The organism is Coriobacteriia bacterium (genome assembly GCA_031292615.1).
In the GTDB taxonomy this organism is placed as follows: domain Bacteria; phylum Actinomycetota; class Coriobacteriia; order Anaerosomatales; family JAAXUF01; genus JARLGT01.
In genome coordinates, this window is sequence record JARLGT010000053.1 from 1 (window position 1) to 20,820 (window position 20,820).

The 20,820-nt window shown below is 63.2% G+C and carries 21 protein-coding genes; 1 reads left to right on the forward strand and 20 read right to left on the reverse strand.

The genetic code is table 11. The features are described 5' to 3' along the window. From P4L93_04720 to P4L93_04775, 12 genes are all read right to left on the reverse strand, one after another. Nucleotides 1–203 (reverse strand): hypothetical protein (locus tag P4L93_04720; GenBank protein MDR3686244.1); only part of this gene is annotated, 203 nt, incomplete at its 3' end. Next, on the reverse strand, nucleotides 203–502 hold the full coding sequence (nuoK, locus tag P4L93_04725; protein MDR3686245.1) for an NADH-quinone oxidoreductase subunit NuoK: 300 nt from the start codon (nucleotides 500–502) through the stop codon (nucleotides 203–205). The genes nuoK and P4L93_04720, both read right to left, overlap by 1 nt. Next, a complete protein-coding gene (locus P4L93_04730) occupies nucleotides 499–999 on the reverse strand; it encodes an NADH-quinone oxidoreductase subunit J (GenBank protein ID MDR3686246.1) in 501 nt (166 codons plus the stop codon). The genes nuoK and P4L93_04730 overlap by 4 nt, the downstream gene beginning before the upstream one ends. Next, on the reverse strand, nucleotides 996–3,146 hold the full coding sequence (locus P4L93_04735; GenBank protein ID MDR3686247.1) for an FAD-dependent oxidoreductase: 2,151 nt from the start codon (nucleotides 3,144–3,146) through the stop codon (nucleotides 996–998). Before P4L93_04735 ends, P4L93_04730 begins: the two co-directional genes overlap by 4 nt. Next, complete coding sequence (gene nuoH, locus P4L93_04740) at nucleotides 3,137–4,087, reverse strand: NADH-quinone oxidoreductase subunit NuoH (protein ID MDR3686248.1); 951 nt, start codon at nucleotides 4,085–4,087, stop codon at nucleotides 3,137–3,139. Before nuoH ends, P4L93_04735 begins: the two co-directional genes overlap by 10 nt. Beyond that, nucleotides 4,084–5,229 carry an NADH-quinone oxidoreductase subunit D gene (locus P4L93_04745; GenBank protein ID MDR3686249.1) on the reverse strand — a complete coding sequence of 382 codons (1,146 nt, stop codon included), beginning with the start codon at nucleotides 5,227–5,229 and terminating at the stop codon, nucleotides 4,084–4,086. Before P4L93_04745 ends, nuoH begins: the two co-directional genes overlap by 4 nt. Before the next feature lie 14 nt (nucleotides 5,230–5,243). Next, nucleotides 5,244–5,705 (reverse strand): NADH-quinone oxidoreductase subunit C, encoded by a 462-nt coding sequence (locus tag P4L93_04750; protein ID MDR3686250.1) that lies wholly within the window; start codon nucleotides 5,703–5,705, stop codon nucleotides 5,244–5,246. Next, nucleotides 5,702–6,262 carry an NADH-quinone oxidoreductase subunit B gene (locus P4L93_04755; GenBank protein ID MDR3686251.1) on the reverse strand — a complete coding sequence of 187 codons (561 nt, stop codon included), beginning with the start codon at nucleotides 6,260–6,262 and terminating at the stop codon, nucleotides 5,702–5,704. Before P4L93_04755 ends, P4L93_04750 begins: the two co-directional genes overlap by 4 nt. Continuing rightward, a complete protein-coding gene (locus P4L93_04760; protein ID MDR3686252.1) occupies nucleotides 6,250–6,612 on the reverse strand; it encodes an NADH-quinone oxidoreductase subunit A in 363 nt (120 codons plus the stop codon). The genes P4L93_04755 and P4L93_04760 overlap by 13 nt, the downstream gene beginning before the upstream one ends. Before the next feature lie 238 nt (nucleotides 6,613–6,850). After that, the gene (locus P4L93_04765) at nucleotides 6,851–8,953 is read right to left on the reverse strand and encodes an ABC-F family ATP-binding cassette domain-containing protein (protein MDR3686253.1); all 2,103 of its coding nucleotides are present in this window, start codon (nucleotides 8,951–8,953) and stop codon (nucleotides 6,851–6,853) included. 56 nt (nucleotides 8,954–9,009) lie between these two features. Continuing rightward, nucleotides 9,010–10,275 carry a hypothetical protein gene (locus P4L93_04770; GenBank protein ID MDR3686254.1) on the reverse strand — a complete coding sequence of 422 codons (1,266 nt, stop codon included), beginning with the start codon at nucleotides 10,273–10,275 and terminating at the stop codon, nucleotides 9,010–9,012. A gap of 145 nt (nucleotides 10,276–10,420) precedes the next feature. Next, complete coding sequence (locus P4L93_04775; GenBank protein ID MDR3686255.1) at nucleotides 10,421–11,812, reverse strand: HD domain-containing phosphohydrolase; 1,392 nt, start codon at nucleotides 11,810–11,812, stop codon at nucleotides 10,421–10,423. Between the two features lie 378 nt (nucleotides 11,813–12,190). Between P4L93_04775 and P4L93_04780 the strand changes: the two genes are divergently transcribed. Further along, nucleotides 12,191–14,062, forward strand: a complete 1,872-nt coding sequence (locus tag P4L93_04780) for an ABC-F family ATP-binding cassette domain-containing protein (protein MDR3686256.1) — start codon at nucleotides 12,191–12,193, stop codon at nucleotides 14,060–14,062. 39 nt (nucleotides 14,063–14,101) lie between these two features. Here P4L93_04780 and P4L93_04785 read toward each other — a convergent pair whose 3' ends face one another. The 8 genes from P4L93_04785 to P4L93_04820 form a co-directional block, all read right to left on the reverse strand. Then, nucleotides 14,102–14,506, reverse strand: coding sequence for a hypothetical protein (locus P4L93_04785; GenBank protein ID MDR3686257.1), 405 nt, complete (start codon nucleotides 14,504–14,506; stop codon nucleotides 14,102–14,104). Next, on the reverse strand, nucleotides 14,490–15,014 hold the full coding sequence (locus P4L93_04790) for an archaeosortase/exosortase family protein (protein MDR3686258.1): 525 nt from the start codon (nucleotides 15,012–15,014) through the stop codon (nucleotides 14,490–14,492). The genes P4L93_04785 and P4L93_04790 overlap by 17 nt, the downstream gene beginning before the upstream one ends. A 118-nt stretch (nucleotides 15,015–15,132) precedes the next feature. Then, on the reverse strand, nucleotides 15,133–15,750 hold the full coding sequence (locus P4L93_04795; GenBank protein ID MDR3686259.1) for a hypothetical protein: 618 nt from the start codon (nucleotides 15,748–15,750) through the stop codon (nucleotides 15,133–15,135). 714 nt (nucleotides 15,751–16,464) lie between these two features. Beyond that, nucleotides 16,465–17,043 (reverse strand): acetate uptake transporter, encoded by a 579-nt coding sequence (locus tag P4L93_04800; protein ID MDR3686260.1) that lies wholly within the window; start codon nucleotides 17,041–17,043, stop codon nucleotides 16,465–16,467. Between the two features lie 684 nt (nucleotides 17,044–17,727). Continuing rightward, nucleotides 17,728–18,912, reverse strand: a complete 1,185-nt coding sequence (locus tag P4L93_04805; protein MDR3686261.1) for an NlpC/P60 family protein — start codon at nucleotides 18,910–18,912, stop codon at nucleotides 17,728–17,730. Between the two features lie 257 nt (nucleotides 18,913–19,169). After that, entirely contained in the window at nucleotides 19,170–20,258 is a 1,089-nt protein-coding gene (locus P4L93_04810) for an acyltransferase family protein (GenBank protein ID MDR3686262.1), read from the reverse strand. Between the two features lie 23 nt (nucleotides 20,259–20,281). After that, nucleotides 20,282–20,458 (reverse strand): CsbD family protein, encoded by a 177-nt coding sequence (locus P4L93_04815; GenBank protein ID MDR3686263.1) that lies wholly within the window; start codon nucleotides 20,456–20,458, stop codon nucleotides 20,282–20,284. A gap of 103 nt (nucleotides 20,459–20,561) precedes the next feature. Beyond that, nucleotides 20,562–20,717: a lmo0937 family membrane protein gene (locus tag P4L93_04820; GenBank protein MDR3686264.1), complete on the reverse strand. Its 156-nt coding sequence runs from the start codon at nucleotides 20,715–20,717 to the stop codon at nucleotides 20,562–20,564. Between the last annotated feature and the right edge of the window lie 103 nt (nucleotides 20,718–20,820).

Genomic DNA, 20,820 nt, shown 5'->3' on the forward strand with positions numbered 1-20,820 from the left:
ACGCTCGTCCACGGGGGCTCGACTGCCGGCTCATGAATCGCGACTGCCAGAGAGCCCACGCCGATGCCGAGCACCGTGTGCGGTGCGAGCATTGCCACCCATGGAACGAGTGCCTTGGAGACGCGGCCCAAAACGACGACGACCAGCGCGAGCAGGATCGGAAGCGCAAACCCGAGCCACGGCGCTGCGACGAGCGTCGACATCAGCCTCTCACCTCCGTCAGCTCATCGACACGAGTCGTGCGCATCTCTCGGGCGACAGCGACAAGCAGCGCAAGCCCGACGGCAGCCTCAGCGGCAATCACCACGAGGACCATGAGCGCGATTCCTTGGACGTTGGCGGGATGTGCCGTTCGCAGCGTCGCACCCAGCCCGACCAGCAACAACAACGCGGCTCCCAGCATCACTTCGATGCTCGCGAGCACGGCGACGACATCTCGGCGAACGAGAACGCCGGACAGGCCCAGACCGAAGAGCAGGCAGGCGACAGCGACGAGCATCATCGGCGCTCACCGCCCATCACGAACACGACGGCCACCAGAGCGACCAGAAGTAGCGCTCCGACCGCCTCGAACTGTGGCAGCATCGGGCCGAGTAGCAACGTAGCGAGTTCGGCAGGTCCACCGACACTCGGGGTCGAACCACTGACCGCGACCACGGGGCGAAGCATCAAGAAGAGCATCGCCGAGACCGTAAGCGAGGCGATCACGTAGAGCGGATCGAATCGGCTCTCGAGCGTGGGCGCGCCACCAGGACCGCGGTGCACGAGCATGATCGCGAACAAGATGAGCACGAGCACGCCGCCGACGTAGACAAACAGCTCGGCCAGCGCGAGGAACCCGAAGCCGTAGTAGGCGAAGAAGCCGGCAATGGCCAGCAGGAACGCCCCAAGTCCGAGCGCCATGCGCATCACATCGCGCTCCAGCAGCACGAACAGTGCGCCGACGATCGCCACCGCCGAGAGCAACCAGAAGAGCGACTGGGAGACTAGCTCGCTCACTGGGTCACCCCCTTCGCGGAATCGTGCGAGTCCTCTGGGTTGGCCGGGGCGCTGTCCTCAGTTATGGATCCCCCGGGCACGCAAGCCTCGCCGGACGCCGCGCCCTTCACGGAGTCGCGGCCCGTCGCACGGCTGCCGTCTCCAGAGCGCACCATCTCGTCCTTGTCGAACAGCGTGAGCTCTCGCGAATAGAACGACAGCTCGTACTGACCGGTGTGCTTCAGCGCGCCGGTCGGGCACTGCTCGGCACACAGTCCGCAGAAGCAGCACTTGGAGAGGTCCATGTCGTAGCGAGTCACGCAGCGCCCATCGGGGTCGTCGACACGCTCGACTCGGATCGCGAAGTCAGGGCAGGTCCGGGCGCAGAACGTGCAGCCCACGCATACCTCCGAGGAACAGCGCAGACAGCGCGCGGCCTCGGCCTGACCCTCGACGCGTGTGAAGCCCAGCTCCACCTGCCTGAAGTCCTTCGCGCGCTCCAAGCCCCTTGCCTCAGGCATCTCGACGCGCCGACGCGAGTTCTCGACGCCGTCGATCCGCGCCTTCTGGTAGCGAGCGTAGACCGGAACCGGCCGATAGACGCGGTCGGCCGAAAGGTCGTCGCCTGATAGGAAGCGGTGGATGGAGTTGGCGGCCTCATGGCCGCTCGCAATCGACGCGATGCAAGAGCCGGGGCCGGTTACGACCTCGCCACACGCGAAAACACCGGGCATCTTGGTGGTCATCAGAGAACCGTCAACGGGAAGCAGCCCGCGTTCGGTCAGTAGCAGGTCGCTACCTGCGACGATGCCGGCGAGCTTCGGCGCCTGGCCGATCGCGAAGACAACGACATCGGCGGGCATGTCGGTGAACTCATCGGCGAACTTGGGCGAGAAGCGTCCTTGAGCGTCGAAGACGGACAGGCACGACTGCATACGCATGCCTGTGACCTTGCCGTCCTCGTTCAGGACGGAGTTGGGGCCCCAGGAGCAGTCGATCGTCACACCCTCGTCGAGCGCCTCTTGGATCTCCCAAGGGTGCGCGGGCAGCTCCTCTTGGCTCTCGAGCGCCGTCAGCGTCACAGCGGTCGCGCCCACCCGCAGGGCAACCCGTGCGCAGTCCACAGCGACGTTGCCGCCGCCGATCACGACGACGCGCTTTCCTTTGACGCCTGCGTCGCCCTTCCAGTTCCCATCGCGCAGGAACGGCAGTGCGCCCACCACGCCGTGCGAATCGGCGCCGGGCAGCGGCAGAATCCGGCTGTCTTGCAGTCCCGCCGAGATCAGCACGGCGTCGTACTCGCCGATCAGGTAGTCGATCGGCACGTCGTCGCCCACAGACACGTTGAGTTTGAGCTCCATCCCCATCGTGATCAGGTCGTCGACTTCCTGCTTGAGCACGTCCCGCGGCAGCCTGTACGCGGGAACGCCTGAGTACAGCGCGCCACCCGCATGGTGGTCCTTTTCGTAGACCACGACGGTGTAGCCGTTGCGCATCAAATCGTAGGCCGCCGAGAGCCCACTCGGCCCAGAGCCGATGATCGCCACGCGCTGGTCGCGAGTCTTGGGCAGAGGCTTGACCCGCTCGTCGCGTACCTCGGCGTAGCGTTCGTACGCGACTCTATGCAGCGGACGGATTGCGATCGGCTCGTCGTAGTAGTTGCGCTTGCAGGCTGCCTCGCAAGGGTGATGGCAGATGCGGCCGAGCACGCCCGGCATGATGTTGCGGTCGCGCACGAGCTCGTAGGCCTCGGCAACCTTCTCTTCGGCCAGGAAGTAGGACTGACCGCGCGCGTCCACGTTCGCAGGACAGTTGCCCACGCACGGAGGCAGGTGGTCCTCTGAGTAGAGACGGTCGATCAGGCCGTTGTACTCCTGCGGCATCGATCGAATGACCGGAATCTCGTCGCGTCCGAGAATGCCAGTCAGGCGCAGAGCACCGCGCCAGCGTGGCGAGAGGGTGATCTTCTCGAACGGGTAACGCAGCGTCTCAGCCTTGCCGCTGGCACGCTTGCCGGTGATCGCCATGCCGGCGAAGACGCTCCGCCAGCGCTCGAAGAAGCCGCGGACTCCTGGAGCGAAGTCGTTGGTGACCGACACGCGCAGTCGCACGGAGGATGGCGTGCGATCCGGAGCGCGCGTGCCCGTATTCTCAGGGACTACCGCCATGGAATCACCAGCCCGACCAGCACGAGCTGAACGAGGGCCATGGGCGTAAGTACCTTCCACGCCAGTGACATGAGCTGGTCAGGACGCATGCGGGGAAATGTCCACTTCGCCCACATCATAGTGACCGCAATCGCCGCCGCGATGGCGACGAAGATCAGCCCACCGAACACGCCCGGCAGCCCGAGTCCGCCGCCAAAGAACATCGCGGCGCCGAACAGCGATGCCGCCACGATGCCGCCGTACTCGGCCATCATGAACACGGCCCAACGGATGCCCGAATAGTCGGCAAAGTACCCCGCCACCAACTCGGATTCGGCCTCCGATAGGTCAAATGGGCCGCGGTTAAGCTCGGCGAGCGATGCGATGAAGTAGACGAGGAAGCCGATCGCGTTGAGCGGCAGCCACCAGAAGCGCCATGCGTCGTGGACCGAGACGGTCGAGATTGAGCCCGCAAGGAGGCACAGCGCGAGTACGGACAGCGTGCGCGGCAGCTCGTAGGAGATCATCTGCGCGGCACCTCGAACGCCACCGATCGACGCGTAGGAGTTGCGCGACGACCAGCCGGCGATGAGCATTCCGATGACCGAGATGGCTGGTACGGCTAGGAAGAACAGCACACCTGAAGCGATGTTGAACGGCGCCCAACCCGCGGCAAACGGGATGACCGCCAGCGAGGACGCGACCGGCACGAACACGAGCAGCGGTGCGATACGGAAGACCGGGGTGTCGGCCTGTGTAGGAGTGATGTCTTCCTTGAGCACCAGCTTCACGGTATCCGCAAGCGTCTGAAGCAAGCCGAACGGGCCAGCCTCCTGGGGTCCCAGGCGCATCTGGATGCGAGCGGCGACCTTACGCTCGGCCCACACGCCGATAAGCGCAGCCACCGCGATCAAGAGCCCCGCGGCAAGACCTACGATGAGTCCCCATGCGAAGGTGTTCATCGGTCGATCTCCCCGAAGACAGGGTCGAGCGACCCGAGAACCACCACGAGGTCGGGCAGGGTGTGACCGGCGGCAAGCATGCCGGCGAGCGACAGATTACAGAAGGCCGGCGAGCGAACCTTCATGCGGTAGGGTCTGGGCGAACCGTCTGACACGAGGTAGACGCCAAGCGAGCCTCTGGCAGATTCGATGTGGTCGTAGGCGTCACCTGCGGGCGGTGCAATCAAGCGTGGCAGCCCCTCGGCCTTGAAGTGGCCACCGGGCATCTGCGCGATGCACTGATCGACGATCTTGGCCGACTCGTAGCACTCGAAGAGCTTCACACGCCCGCGGTCGTAGGCATCACCCTTGTCACCGACGACCACGTCGAACTCCATGCGCGGATACACCGAGTAGGGGTCGTGCTTGCGCAGATCCCAGTTCACGCCACTGCCGCGTGCAACAGGACCCGAGGCGCCGCAGGCGACAGCGTCCTGAGCCGACAGCACGCCGATCCCCTTCAGTCGCCCGCGAGTGATCACGTTGCCAAAGAACAGCGAGTCCATCTCGGCAAGCGTGGCGTCGACCGTTCCTATGAACGCCGAGACCTTGTCGAACCAGCCGTCGGGGGCGTCGTAGCTCACTCCCCCAGGCCGTACGTAGTTGTAGGTCAGCCGAGCCCCACAGAGGTCCTCGAACAGCTCGACGATGCGTTCGCGCAGATCAAACGCGTAGATGAACATCGAAAACGCGCCCGTGTCGGCAGCTGCGGCGCCGATTCCCATCATGTGGCTCGCCATACGCTGCAGCTCGCACACGATCACGCGCAGATACTCGGCGCGCTCCGGCACGCGGATCCCGGCCAGACGTTCCACCGTGCGGCAGTACGCCCAGTTTGCGTACATCGACCCAACGTAGTCGAGCCGATCGGTCAGCGGCACGATCTGCAGGTACGTGCGGTTCTCGGCCATCTTCTCGATGCCGCGATGCAGGTATCCGATCATCGGGTCGACCTTGACGATGACATCGCCGTCCAGATGGACGACGAAGCGGCCAACACCGTGCGTTGACGGGTGCGAAGGGCCGACGTTGAGCACGAGCTCCTCGATGGGGCGCCCGTCTTCGCTAAGCGCCGTGCGGCGCGATTCTACCTCCAGAGGCATCGTCGACCCCCTCTCTAGATGTAGTCCGGACGGCGGATGACGTTCGGGTCGTCGTAATCCTTGCGAAGAGGCCAACCCGGCCACTCCTCGGGAAGCAGAATGCGCCGCATGTCGGGGTGACCCGTAAAGTGGATGCCGAAGAGGTCCCACACCTCGCGCTCCTGCCAGTTCGCGGCCGGCCACACGGGGCACAGCGAGGCGACGCGTGGCTCGATGCGGCCGACACGCGTCTTGACGAACGCACTGCAGGACAGCGATCGCGACGTGACCCGGTAGACCATCTCGAAGTCATCGCCGGTATCGACCGCGGTGACCATGCCGAGCCGATCGAAGCCGAGCTCCAGAAGCTCCGACGCGGTCTGAAGCAGGTTCGCGCTCCCGACCTCGATCACGACGTCCTCGAAGTGGTCGCTGATGCGCGCATCGAGTTGTGGCGACAGCTCGGCGAGGTGGTGACGCACATCGTGTGGGCTCACAGGGCGTCACCAGCCCCTTCGCCCTTGCGTGGAAGCAGCGTCTTGCGCTCGTGGCGCTTGCCCGGGGCGATGGACTCCTCCCTGACCAGCTCGCGCAGCTGGATGATGCCGTCTTGGAGAGACTCTGGGCGCGGAGGACAGCCCGCGATGTAGACGTCGATCGGCAGGAAGGTGTCCGCACCGCGCACCACGGAGTACGTGTCGTAGTAGAAGATCCCGCCGGACACGGTGCAGTTCCCCATCGCAACCACCCACTTGGGTTCGGGCATCTGGTCGTAGAGCAGCTTGACCGCGGGCTTCATCTTCTCGGTGATCGTGCCAGCGAGGATCATCACGTCGGTATGCCGAGGGTCGGGGCGCGGAAACGTTCCCAGCCGATCGAAGTCGAATTTGTTGAACGACGCTGCGATGAGCTCCATCGCGCAGCACGCAGTGCCCATTGGAAACGCCCATAGGGACTGCCCGCGCGACCAGTCGACCAGCTTGTCGACGCTCGTCAGGATGACGCTCCCGCCGCTGCCGCTCAGTGCCGTGCCGATGTTGTCTACGATCGCCACTCGAGCGCTCCCTTCCGCCAGGCATAGGCCAGCCCGAGCGTCAGAAACGCGAGGAACGCAGCGACCTCGACAAGCTCGTTTCCGCGGATGCCGGTCGTCACGGCGAAGAGAAGCACCGCTTCGGCGTCGAAAAGCACGAAGAGCGCTGCGATGGTTGAGAAACGAAGGCGTGGAGCGGTCCACGGTTCGCCGGCCTGTTCCATGCCGCACTCGAAGGGAGAGTTCTTCGAGGCGCTAGGGGCCCGAGGAGACAGCAGTGAGTTGGCCACAAAGACCACGAGGATGAAGGCCGTCGCCGCTGTAGCGAGGCCAACCACGAACAGCATCCCCTGCGCAAACGCCCCCTGCATTCGACCTCCTGGCTCTGTCTTCTCGGCGAACGTCCGCCAAGAGCCGGTTAGACAGCTGACTCAGGAACACTCCGCGCGAACAACGGTGCGGAGGAACGACTGGCGTCAGTGTAATCGAGTGAACAGACTTTGTGAAGTTAGTTACAAAGTAGCGCATGACAGCCAGTTTGCGCAGGTAGAAGGCTCAGATGGCGCCAACTCGCCGGTAGACGGCGGGGCCGGGACGGTAAACGGCGGCTTACTCGTTCTCGTTCGCCGAAAGCCGCTCGATCTCCTCTGAGACCGTGATCCACTCTTCTTCCAGCCGAGGGAGCTTGGCCTTCAGAGCGTTGTACTCGGCGATTGCCGCGTCGAAGGCCGCCGGAGTCGCGTAGGTCTCGGGACGAGCCATCAACTCCACCAGCTCGTCGTGACGAGCCTGCGCGGTCGCAAGCTCCGCATCCAGTACCTTCAGACGCTCCTTGCGGCCTTTAGTCGATCGATACGCCTTGTTGCGCGCCTCGGCCTCGGCACGCTTCTGCTCCTTGGTCTTGGGACCCGTGACTACAGGCGCTACCGCAGAAGCCACGTCCGCTCCCCCCTTGCCGTGCACCCGCCGAGGAACGCCGCGCACATCGCCCACCGGCTTGGTACCCGGCGAAGCTGCAGCTGCCGTCGCGTGCGAGGCCCCGCGCGTCGCTTGGCTCAGGGTGCGCGTGGAAGACGGCGCTGCCGCCGATGCACCCGAGGCCTTCTCCTCCTGTTCGCGCTTGAACAGGTAGTAGTCGTAGTCGCCGTCGAAGAGCCGAACTCGGCCGTCTCGGACCTCGACGATCTTGTTGGCGATCGAGCGGATGAGGTGCCGATCGTGGGTGATGAGCGCAATCGTGCCGTTGAAACGTTTCAGCGCCTGCTCGAGTACGTCGGAAGACGCGATGTCCAAGTGGTTGGTCGGCTCGTCGAGGCACAGCAGCGGTGCCGGCTTGACCAGCATCTTCGCCAGCGCCAAACGGCCCTTCTCGCCGCCTGACAGAACCCGGACCTTCTTCTCGACGTCGTCGCCTCGGAACAGGAAGGCGCCGAGAAGCGAGCGCACCTCCGGCTGCGTCCAGCCCTGCGCCACACCGTCGAGTTCCTGATAGACGGTCTTGTCGAGATGCAGCGCCTGGAGCTGGTGCTGAGCGAAGTACGACACATCCACGTGGTGGCCTAGGATGCGCTCGCCCTCGTCGGTCTCGAGCACGCCCGCAAGCATCTTAAGCAGCGTGGACTTGCCCGCGCCGTTCGGTCCGACCAAGGCGACCTTGTCGCCGCGGTACAGCGCGAAGTCGAGATCCTTGTATACGACATTCTCGCCGTAAGCCTTGCTCACGCCTTCGAGCTTCATGACGACGTCGCCCGTACGCGGGGGCTGCGGGAAGCGGAACGTCACCTGCTTGCGCTGCTCGGGTATCACGATGCGTTCAATCTTGCCGAGCTTCTTCTGGCGATCCTGCGCCTGCTTGGCCTTGGTGTTCTTTGCGCGGAAACGCTCTACGAACGCCTCCATGTGCGCGATGTCTTTCTGCTGCGCCTCGTAGGCAGCCAGCAGCTGTTCCATCGCAAGCTCACGGGCGGCAATGTAGGCAGAGTAGGTGCCGGGGTAGAGCTTGACTTGGCCCAGATCGATCTCGGCGACGTGGTCGACAAGGTTCTCTATGAAGGCGCGGTCGTGACTGACCAGCACGATGGCGCCATCGTAGGAGCGCAGGAACCCCTCGAGCCACTGCACGGACTCCAGGTCGAGGTGGTTGGTGGGCTCGTCGAGAAGGAGCACGTCGGGCTGGCGCAGCAGAAGCTTCGCAAGTGCCAGACGCATCTGCCAACCGCCGGAGTACTCGGCAACGTCGCGGTCGAGGTCGACCTCCTTGAAGCCCAGGCCGAACAGCACCGCGCGCGCCTCGGACTCCAGCGAGTAGCCGCCCATGGCTTCGAAGCTCTCGTGCAGGCGACCGTACTCCGCGAGTAGGAGCTCCTGCTCTTCCCCCTCCTCGCTGGCCGCAAGGTCGTCCTGCAGCAGGCTGAGGCGGTGTTCGATCGAGGTCACGTGTTCGGCGGATGCCATCGCCTCCTGGAGGACCGTGCGGCCCGCCATCTCGATGGCTTCCTGCTCGAGATAGCCCACAACCGCGCCTCGCGCGAAGCTAACGGAGCCTTCGTCGGGATCTTGGCGTCCCGCAATAATGTCGAGCAGGGTGGTCTTTCCCGCGCCGTTCGGGCCCACCAGAGCGACACGGTCTCGCACGCCGACACGCAGACGCGCGTCCTGAAATAGGACGCGCGCTCCGAATGACTTGGTTATGTTATCGACAGAGAGAATCACAGCGGTAGAGTCTAGCACGCCCGCCGAGCAACCCTCACCGCACCGCGCAGATCGTTCTAGCGATGCGCCATGTAGAAGACAACACCGCTGTACGACCACTTCTTGCGATTCGCCTTCGACCGCAACGACTTCACATCGCCCATGGAGGTAGTCAGGAAGTACATGCCAGACTTCTTGCTCTTGAATTGGTACACGGCATACGCCGAGGTGGGACTCGTCGAGCAGTAGAACGCCGCGCCCTCAAAGCGCCAGGTAGCCCGCTTCGAAGCGCTGCGGAGCGTTGCGGTCATCTTGGTCGAGGCCGTAACGAGGTACTGCTTGGTCTTGCGGTTGTAGAAGCGCATCACCGGCGTGTTATTGGCCGTGGCCGAAGTGTCGTAGGAGAAGGCAACCCGCTCGTACTTCCAGCGACCAGATCGGATGAGGTTGTACCGCTCGGCCTGCGACTTCGTGTACAGGTAGTTGCCGTTCCCCTTGTTTCGAAGGCGGAAGATCGGCTGGATCGCTGGGTTGGCGAACGTGTCCCCGAAGTACTTGCGGTAGATGTACCAGAGGTTCGCGTTGCCCGAGAGATTCCCCGCCTGCGACGACAGGTCGCCGTAGGGAGACTTCGCCCCGATGCTGGGGTTGTACGTGTAGAGCTTGTACGTAGCCAGGTTCACGATCTTGAGCTTGACAGAGCCGATCGTCATCGTAGTGCCCACCGACCAGCCCGACTCGACGGCCGGCGTCGGGGTGTGGTGCCACCCGGGACGCGTCTTGCCCTTCTCGCCGTACGCATCGAGGCTCCACGCAGCGGCCCAGATCTGCTTGCCGAACCCACGGTACTCCGGGTAGCGGTTATCAGGCGGGGTGCTGCTGTGGCAACCAGACTTGATGCACGACGAATAGCCATCCGGGCAGCCCATGCCCAGCGCCCAGTCCGTCGTCACGTGCCCTTTGGTGATGAGCGAGCTCTTCGACCGTGTCAGCAGGCTCTGCTCCTTTTGGAGAAGAGCAAGGATCACGCGAGGGTTGATGTGAAACTTCTGAGCAGCGTCGTAGATGATCGTCGACGCGAGCGCCTTCTTGCCGGTCGGATAGTCAATGTCCTGGAACGACGCAAGCACCGGCGATGAGTTCAGGAACGCCTGGATATCGCTTTTGGACATCGAGTCGTACGCTCGGAAGTTGTCATCGGAGATGACCAGCGCGGGATTGAAAGTCGCAGCCAGCGCGCTACCCGCAAACGCGACTGCGAGCACGAAGGCGGCTAGTGCAACACCGAACGAAATGCGACGCCGACGGACAGCATGCCTGTCGGGCGAATGACGATCAACCATGGGATTCACCTCGAGTGACGTACGGAAGCCCGCTTGCCAGGACGTGTGCTACGTGCGGACGGCCAGCCGGGATTATACCTCGGCACCTTGGGCCGCGCATTCCAGACACGTGCAACTGACACGCCATCGTGACCTTCCCAGCAGGTCACGCGGGCATCGACCAAGCGCTGGGAACCCGCAGCTCGGCCGGCCGTTGCATGACCGCTGCGGCATGCACCGGCGGCTCCTCGAAAAGGTTCGCCGTCATCGCCGGAACCTCGGCAGCGTCGGACACGATCTCGAGCAGAGCCGAGACCACCGTTGCGTCGTAGAGCGATCCTGAGTTCTGGCGCAGTTCCTCCAGTGCGTCCTCGGGCTTGCTGTGCGTTCCATGGTACGTGCGGTGCGTCATGCTGTCGTAGACCTCGCAAACGGCCAAGATCCTCGCCTCGAGGGGTATGCGCGTGCCGCGCAGCCCGAGGGGGTATCCACTCCCGTCCATGCGCTCGTGGTGACCAGCGACAGCCTCCTGGATCACGACGTTGAAGTTGGCGGCTTTGGCAATCTCAGCACCGATCCGCGGGTGTTGGCGGATCATCATGGTTTCTTCTGCGGAGAGCGGCTTGCCGGCATCGCCCACATCCTGTGGCAAGCTCATCATGCCGACGTCATGCACCAGCCCGGCCAAGCGCAAGTCCTTGCGAGCGGCGGGGCGCAGTCCGAGCTTGTGCCCGATTCCAGCCGAGAGTTCAGCGACACCGACGGCGTGCCGCGAGTAGTCGGGGCGCTTGTCGGCCACGAGGTACTGCAGCACTCGCAGTGTGCCTTCGAGCTGCGACTGCGCCTCGCCCAGCGACTCTTCGCGTTCGATCGCGAGTTCGACCATGCGTCCCATAAGTCCGAGTGCATCGAGCTGCTCGGTGGTGAAATCGGCCTTGCGGCGCCAGATACACAGCACGTATCGAAGGTCCTCCTGCACACGGAGCGGGACGGCGATGGCCTGACCTTCCTCGGTGCCCAACGACTGAATCAGCAGCGGCGACGCATTGCCTGCTGCAACTAGGGCCACGTGTGTCAGGGCGCGCTCTGCTTCACCGCGTGGCGCGCCCTGAGCGACGTACGTGTATTCGTTGTCTTCGCCGAGAACCGCTGCCGCATCCGCGTCAAAGAGCGCTGCTGCGTCGGCTAGCACTTCGCGCATTCCGGTCTCAACGCCGTCAGTCCCGAGCTTGGATGCGGCGTCGTGGGAGAACGCGAGCCAGTTGCACGTCGCGTTGAGCTCGGTCTTGGTCGCCTCGGTCTCGGCCCACGCCTTCTCAATCTCAATCCGCAGGCGACGCCGTTGGTCCCATAGATACAGCACGACGAGGATGACAAAACCGCCCAAGAGAACTCGCGGAATGTAGTCGGCGAGCGGAAACCAAATGGGCAGCGCAACGCCGTTGGAGGTCATGAGCCACAGAAGTAGCCCGACCACCGCAACCATCGCAAGAATCAGAACGCTCGAGATCACATCCAGCTGTGTCTCGCGCTGACTGGCTTGACGCATGTCGCCCATGCGAAACGCACCCCCAGAGAACTGTGCCGAGGCTGATCTGCCGAGAGTGACTGTCACCGGCCCCCTGGCACAGACGATCCCTACGTCACCTATCGGCCGTGAGCAGGCACGACATTAGGCATCAGAGGCTGGCAACATCTGCCTCTAGGTATCGTGGGGCGCCGAGAGTATGTTGGCGGCCGGGCCCTGGAACCATGCGATGGCGGCAGCCCGGTTCGACGCGATTTCCCAAGCCATTCGCCGAGCAATTCCCCCGTCGTCGGTCACCCAGTCGTAGTGCTCGAAGTTCACTCCTGTGCGGACAGGTATCCTCCTCACTGGAGCAGTGCCATAGTGTCCTTCGTGCCCATGGCTGTTCGAGGATTGAGGTTCACTAGAGTGGCGTATCTGCTTGGATGTGAGAACGTCCACCTCGAGTATCCGGCGAAGAAGCTTTTCGACTCGGTGTCACTCGGAGTCAACGAAGGTGACCGCATCGGGGTCGTCGGCGGCAACGGCGATGGCAAGTCGTCGCTGCTTTCGCTGCTCGCGGGTTCATCACAGCCCGACGACGGCCGCATCCTCAGGCGGGGTGGAACAACGATCGGCACACTCGAGCAGACGGACTCGCTCGATGTGCAGGCGACCGTCGGCTTTGCGATCGTTGGGGACGTGCCCGAGCACTCGTGGGCATCTGATGCACGGATCCGCGCCATTCTTCGCGGTCTGATCGCGGATATCCCCTGGAGCGCGCGCGTCGCCGAACTGTCCGGCGGGCAGAGACGTCGCGTGGACCTTGCTCGAGTGCTGGTCGGGGAGTTCGACGTTCTGATGCTCGACGAGCCCACCAACCACCTCGATGTCCACGCTATCGCGTGGCTCGCCAGCCACCTCAAGCAGCGTTGGCCGAGGAAGTCGGGCGCGCTGTTGGTGGTGACACACGACCGTTGGTTCCTCGACGAAGTCTGCCTCGGCACCTGGGAGGTCCACGACGCGCAGGTCGAGCAGTTCGAGGGCGGTTACTCGGCCTACGTGCTGCAGCGGGTGGAGCGCGCCGAGGCCGCCCAGACCGCCGAACAGAAACGCAAGAACGTCCTGCGCAAGGAGCTTGCGTGGCTTTCGCGTGGCGCTCGCGCCCGAGCGACCAAGCCCAAGTTTCACGTAGCATTGGCTCAGGCACTCATCGCCGACGAGCCGCCGGTGCGCGACTCAATCGAGCTTAAGCGATCTGCGATGTCCCGGCTCGGCAAGCAAGTCGTCGACTTAGTTGGAGTCACCGAGCGCTTCGGAGACAGGACCGTCCTCGACGACCTGACTTGGCTGATCGGCCCGGGAGACAGGTTCGGCATCCTGGGCGAAAACGGATCTGGGAAGACGACACTTCTCAACGTCATACGGGGATCGCTTGAGCCCACCTCCGGCTACGTGAAGATCGGGAAGACTGTTAAGTTTGCCATCCTGTCCCAGCATCTCGATGAACTCAACGAGCTGGGGAGCTGCCGTGTTCGAGAGGTGCTCTCTCGGTACAAGACGCGCTACGAGATCGACGGCAAGGAGATGACTCCCGCCCAGCTGCTGGAGCGTCTGGGCTTCAATGCCGCGCAGCTCTCGACGCCCGTGGAAGACCTGTCGGGCGGACAGAAGCGGCGGCTCCAACTCATGCTCATTCTCCTGGACAAGCCCAACGTCCTGATCTTGGACGAGCCGGACAACGATCTGGATATCGACATGCTGGCGGTGGTGGAGAGTCTTCTGGACACCTGGCCCGGAACGCTGCTCCTCATCACTCACGACCGGTACCTGATGGAGCGCGTCACAGACGATCAGTTCGCGCTCGTCGACGGGAAGATGCGCCACGTTCCTGGCGGGGTCGACGAGTACCTTCGGCTTCTGGACGCACGGATCACAGCAGATGCCGCAGTGAAGCCCCCACCGCCGAGGTCAAAGGACGGCTCGGCGGGAGTGCTGGGCAGTGGAGTCTCACCCTCGGCCAACCGAGCAGGCGACCGGTCCGAAGAGCGCCGGACGCAAGCCGTCTCCAGGGCCGAGGAGTACGTCCTGAAGAAGGAACTCGCCTCGACGGAGCGCAAGCTCGAAACCCTGGGCAAGAAGGTTGATGCGGTTCGGGTCGAAATGGCCGAGACCGACCCATCCGACTACGCTGCCCTGCTCGACGTCCAAGCACGGCTTGAGGCAGTCCGGCAACAGGTCGCCCAGCTCGAGGACCGGTGGCTGGAGCTCTCGGACCAACTCGCTCCCAATCAGGAGTGAAGCCGGCACGCCCGCCACGGATGTCCCCACGGGGACTAGTCAGCGCTTGCGCGGCTTAGTCCACAGCATCGAGGGGTTCCGTCCGGCAAACAGTATCAGCACGACGAAGGGAAACCCCTGCGCAAAGAACAGGTAGACAACCGCCAAGACCGATGGCAGCGGATCCAGCTGAGATAGCCCCGCGAACGAGTACTGCATGAGCCCGGAGGCAAGGAAGGCGAAATCAACCAGCAGAAAGACGCCGATCACCAGACCCGCGTAGAGCAGGCGCCGGCGCCACGATGCGCCGCGCGCACTCAGGATGACGCTCGCAACCGGAATGACGATCAGGGCATCCTCGGGATTGTAGTTGACCTTCGGCAGCACCCATGCGACCACGGATAGCACTGTGGCGAACAGCACCACGGAAACCGCGAGCACTGCGATGTCACGATTCGGCCGCATTGCGCCTCGCCATCTGAAGCCACCAACCCCAAAGCGCAACTATCACAAGCACCATCACTACCTTGAACAGGAAGTCGTGAACGAAGGCGAAGAGCGCTGGGCCGAGATGTTCGGCGGCAAGTGCAACCCCCAGAAGTCGAAGCAGATTCGCCACCAAAATTGCGGGCACGCCGACTGCAAGACCGACCAACTTCACGCGCACCGAGAGCGGATACGCGATGACGAGCGCCGCATACAGCGCGACCAGTTGCAGCGCGGTGCAGTCGAGGTCGATCTCCAGAATGCGTGTCGAAAGCATGAGTTGGATGCCGTTGCGCGCGACGGGGATGCCGACAACGGACAGAAGCCCGGCGGTCGTCTTGGCCGTGATCTCCATGAGTGGATAGAGATGTCCGGTCGCGGTGGCGCCCCAGATTGCGGCCTCAAACAACGCGAACACGCAGGCAAAGACAACGGCAAGCCGCACAAGCGAGACGTCCGGATGAGGTGAGTCTTTCGCTTGGCGCATGCCGTCCTCTCGAAGGCTTCTCGGACACAGTCTATCCCAAGGCACAACGTCCAATGAAAGGGCCCCCGGATGATATCCGGGGGCCCTTCGAAATCAAATCTGAGCCGCAGACGCTGCGCTAGAAGGCGCTACCCCTACGACGCACCAGAACGGCAACGCCGAGCGCTCCGACGAGGGCCAGAGCGATGCTCCACGGTGAGGATGCGGGGGTGGTCACGACGGGCGCAACGGTTACGGTGTAGGTCGTTGACTGAAGCCACGTGGGTGACGGATAAACGCCCGTATCCGCGCACAGCCTGATCTCCACCTGATAGGTGCCTGCGGCGTTGAACTTCAAGCTGGGTGGCGGCGGGTTCAGCATGCCCACATTGCCGACCCACGTGATGTACTCATTGGACACGAAGTGGGTAAAACCAGGCCCGGACTCGGTTGGCACTGGCGGGTACCAGTTGCCATCGGCGACACCGACGACATTCGTCTGCGCATTAGGCCCTGTGACATGGACCTCAAAATAGTGCGTGGAGGCCGGCCCTGGGTCCGATGTGGCTTTGGTGAAGGTTGGGTTGATCACGACCGTGGATCCCGGCGTTAGCGCCGGGATGCTGAATACCTGGCCGTACGTCGCGAACGCAGTCCCGACGAATGCGAAGACAAGAACTCCGACGAGCATCAGAAGGGCGAGCGCCCTGCTCACACCCGCACCCCAGCCGAGCCGAGACGATTCCTTGCATCCCATTGCCTAGCCCCCGAATCCCAAGAGACCTTCAACAATCCCAGGCATTCGTGCGGCGGGTCGAGACGTTTGCGTGAGGGCGTTGCAATACCGCACGGTTACCCACTAATCGTTCTTCAGACTATTGTGTTGTTTCGGTGAAGTCAAGGGTGTTTTGCCCCCGTACAAGCCGTCGGCCGACCGCAGCAGCGAGCGCCAATGTCCGGCCCGTCACTCTCCCGCACTACGCGCCCGCTTGAGTATCCGCAACGCCTCGGCAAGATCGCGTGTTCCCTCCTCGACTCGGAACTCCAGGAACCCGTGAGGTCCGAAGCGCTTTCGTGTACTTCGTCTGCTCCGTGACGTCGTGGCTGACCACCACCGAGCCGACAGTTTCACCTGACTCGTCGTGAATCGGCGTGGAGCTGCAGCTTCCGGACTGTAACTTCTTGTAACAGTCTTGCCGGGCGCCCAGGGCGACGGCATCTGGCCCAGACTCGCGATTCGAATCGCGCACCACCTTCTCGACAACAAGACCCGCCGCCCGGCGTTTTCACAGGTCACGGGCCGTTTTGTACTGGAGAGCCGTCGCGGATAGCCTTGCTACCCACCAGTCTTTAGTGCGCAGAGACCTGCCCTCGTGGCGGCGTCACGCGCTGGCCCTGAGCATGGCGAGGCCCCGCCGAAGCGGGGCCTCAGGTGATCGCAGTCAGTGTCTGTCGAGAAGCGAACAGCTGCCTAGCTCATCCAAGGGCCGCCGACGGGCAGATTGATGCCCGAGTCGGCAAGCGCTGTTGAAGCACCGAGGTACAGTGCGCAGAATGCGCAGATGATCAGGTCGTATGCGGCGAATGTGCCTGCGGCTGCCATCTTGCCGAGTTCAGCAACGTCGAGCCCGATGAAGCCAAGAAGCAGAGTCAGGAAGACCAACGCAAGCATCGTGTTGTGGCGCATCGCCCCAACGAACAGGATCGCGGTGAAGATGGTCCAACCCACCAGGAACCAGCCGAGGTCGGTGGGTCCCATGGCTAGAACGGGGAACACCTTGCCCATGACCGGGCTCGTGCCGAAGCCGAGTAGAAGCGCGAGCGAGATCCAGAACGCACCGTAGCCAGTGAACGCCATGAACCCGAAGTTGTTCCCGGTCTTGAACTCCATCAGCCCTGCGATCAGCTGACAGCCTCCGCCGAAGACGATTCCCAGCCAGATCACGGGCGCAAGCGTGATGATGTGCAGATTGAAGAGTTGCAGCGTAAACGTCGTGAGGCCGAAGCCCGCTAGACCCACCACTGCCGGGTTACCCAGTTTGTTCTCCATGATCAAGACCCCTTTTCCCTGTTCGTGACATTACGCCGCTGCACTCATCAACGCCGGCTGCAAGTGCATTTCGCGGCCCCTGTGGTTCTGGGTCAAACCTACGCTCACCCGCGAGATTCCTGAGCTTTCCGGTCGCCGACGGCCTCGATTCGTCGGCATGCGGTCTATTGGAGGGGGTGAATGGTTAGAGCCCCTAAGCGTTCATCCACTTCCTCGGAGGCGAAACCCGCATGTGAACTCTGTGATCATTTTGTGTGGCACACGACCACGCTTCAAGGCGGGGGTACACTCTCGACGCGCGGCGAGTACCCAACCACCTGCCGTGCCGCACCCCCGGGCTGTCGCCGCAGCCGCGGGGGTGATTCTTTCGCGATAGTCTGAGGCAGCCCTTGCGCTCCAGCACCTTCAGCGCTCGATGTTCGGGCTGAACCACCACGCGATGCCTTGGCGAAGGCGGGCCGCTAGAAGGGCGGCAGAGGCGCCGGAGGAAACACAAGACCCGCCACCCGGATTTCTGCAGGTAGCGGGTCGTTTCTTGCTGGTGGGCGATCTGCCACGCAGTTCAAACTTCTGGGTGGGCAGGAGTTCTTCGTCACTGTGCTCGTATGGCCTGCTGAAGGTTGGGCCAAGCTCTAGGGCCATCGTGGACGGCTTTGTCACGGCATGATCGCAACCCTTCGGGCCTCATCTCGATGGCGGCTGTTTCCAATCGTTGATCGAGGGCGACAGGGGCGGTGCGGCCCAGCCGATGTAGTGGCCTGCGTCCTTGATCCGCATGATCTCCACACCCGCACCACCGTAGTCATTGATCATGGTGCCGTTTCCGAGAGAGATCCCGACGTGACCTCCGGCGGTGGAGTCGTAGAAGACCCATACTCCGCGCGGTGCGTTGGCACTCTGATGTGGTGTCACGTGGAGGGCGTGGGCCGCCTGTCTCGCGGTGTCATAGCGACGAACCGACGTGCGTGCGCCCTGCGCATAGCTGTCACAAACGAATCTCAAGCAGTAATGGTCCCATGTGTGCGATCCCAGCCTTTGGCGAGCCCAACCGATCGCCTCATCGATGCGGGGGTCTCGAACCACGAACGCCATCGAGACCGAAGTACAACACTCGTAGTCGGCCGAACCGGGATTCGCGACCTGCGCTTGCCACTCGCCCGCGCACGGGAGCCTGCCTTTGACGGAGAGAACGCCTGCGGGCCCTGCCTGCATCTTGAGTGTGCGACGCAGCCGCCAGTAGTTGACCGCGACCTTCTTCCTCTTGCCTTTGATCCTTCGGGTCACAATCTTGGTCTCAAGGTGGTACAGGCTGATGCTCGATGCGCCCAACAGCGCCGCCCCCGGCGGTACGATCCTGGCTGAGAAGGTCACGGACTTCCCATAGGTGGACGCGGAGGACGAAACGGCCAGCTGGGAGAGTTGAGCGCGCTGTGGCCCGTAGGTCACGTGCGCGCCGACGCTCTCCAAAGCAGCGATAACGGACATAGCCGGAGAGCCAGGGGACACGTCGAGGTCGTTTCGACTCAGGTCGAGGTCAGCGAGATTCTTGAGCCCGCTCAACGGAGTGAGGTTGGCAATCTCGTTACCTCCGAGGTCCAGAGTCGCGACATTGGCCGCGCACTGCAGCCCCTCGAGCTGCACGATGCCCCGGCCCGAGGCCGACAGCACCGTCAGCGACTTCATGTCCGAAGGCGTGAGCGTCGTGCCGTCGGAGCCGGCTGATACCTGGCCCTGCTTGACCAGCTGATTCGCGACCGCTGTTCTAAGGCTCGGGTCGTTGAAGACCACGTATGTGTCCGCCGTGGCAACGCTGACCGCCCCGAACAGCAGAGCGAGGGCGAGCAGGAATGCTGCGAGGAGCCGCCGCACGCCACCGTGACCGGCACACGCTGCGCATCGAAGTCGAACGTTCGAGTCCGCCCGCACTTGGAATGTGCGCCCAGGAACATCGTGAGTGCGGGACATGAGATACCCCCGAGCACGTCCGCCCAGATTCCCCTCGGAGCGCATCTTACTCCCCGAAAGCAACCCTCTGGATCTCCGAAGCCACCAAACTGCTCGCCTCCACATTAGTTCGTACCACCGGCGAGACATGCTTTGGAGGGGGGCCGCAGCCAAAAACGACTCTAGCCCGACACTTCACTCGATCGTCTGCGCCTCTGGCCGAGAAGTACGGCCTGCAGCAGAGGGATTCTTTCCAAGAGGGCGGTCGCAAGGACGCACAGACCCAAGGAGACGCTCGTCAGCACGGCCACGTCTCTGACTCCGTGGCTCGCCAACCACCACACCACGGGGCCGTGCATCGCGTAGATCCCCAGGCTCTTGCGACCGAGCCAAGCCTGGATGTCTATCGCTGTACCTGTGCGACCAAGGTAGAGGCCATACAGCGCGACGACAGCTGCGCACCCGCACGCGTAGGGCAACAGCACCGATAGCGACGAGACCGTGAGCCCGGGTGTCGTTCCACCTGGCGCGCTCCGGCCGAGCAACGCCGTCAGTCGGTTGATGGGCTGCAGACTCGCCACTTCCACCGGATACCGCATGGCGAAAAGCGGCATGAACACGACGAAGCCACTCGCGGCAACGAGCCGTCCGTGCTCGATGACGTGCGACTTGAACGGACCCATCAAATAACCGAGCACGACGAACGGAAAGATCCACAGCACGTCGCTCAGATACAGGACGTTCGGAACCGCAAAAGCGAATCCGGATGAGCACGCGATGGCGACAAGTGCGGCAAGCGATAGCACCCACCGCGGGCGCGCAACTCGCTCCAGGCACAGCACGACCGCCGTACTCACAAAGAGGGCGTAGAGGAACCAAAGACCGTCTCTGCCGAGTAGCGCGTCGAGGAGCGCTGGGCCGAACCCCCCTGAGGGGTGGGGCGACCAGTTGGTCGCGTAGAGGATCACGAACCATGCGAAGTACGGCACCAGCAGGCTGCGCGCCCTGCTCGCGATTCCTTCGGCTAACGAACGACCCCGAGGCGGCCACATGACGAGCCCGCTGACGAATGCGAACAGAGGCATGTGGAAGCTATAGAGCACGTTCAGTGGCAGGCTCCACGCGGTGGCGAGCGGGATCCAGAACGGCCCCATATCAATCATCCCCGGCCCGCCGTGAAGCACGGCGGCGGAGTCGAGGATGGCGTGGCCGAGCACCACTAGCGCGATTGCCAAGCCTCTGAGTGCGTCAACGGAGTTGTCACGTGGCACTTGTACGCTGGCTTCGAAACGCCCTACTTCTTCGGACTGACCGCGTCCTTGATGGTGTCCGCGACGTCGTCAATCGCCTTCTTGGTGGCCGCACTCGCCTGATCGATCTGTCCTTCGCGCTTGAGATCGGCGTCGCCCGTGATATCGCCAGCGGCCTCTTTGACGCGACCCTTCACATCTTCGCCTGTATGACTATCCATGACGTTCACCTTTCGGTTTGACGTGCGTCCGACGACCTTAGAACATCCCACGGCGTCACACTGTTGGTTCAGCGCGACACCGGCCGCGAGTCCTACCAAAGCTCTACGCCGCGCGTCGGCCCGTGAACATCTGGAACAACTGAACGACCAGAACGATGAGCCCGATCACGAGCAGCAGGTGGATCAATCCACCACCGATATGGAAGCTGAAGCCGAGCAACCAGAGGACTATCAAGATCAGGGCAATGGTCCAGAGCACGCAAATCGCCTCCCGGGCGAACGAATGTTCGTTGACATCAAGGTATATGCCCGGCAAGTAACACTTCGCTGGGCGGCGCACCAAGGCCCCGGCGAAGGCACGG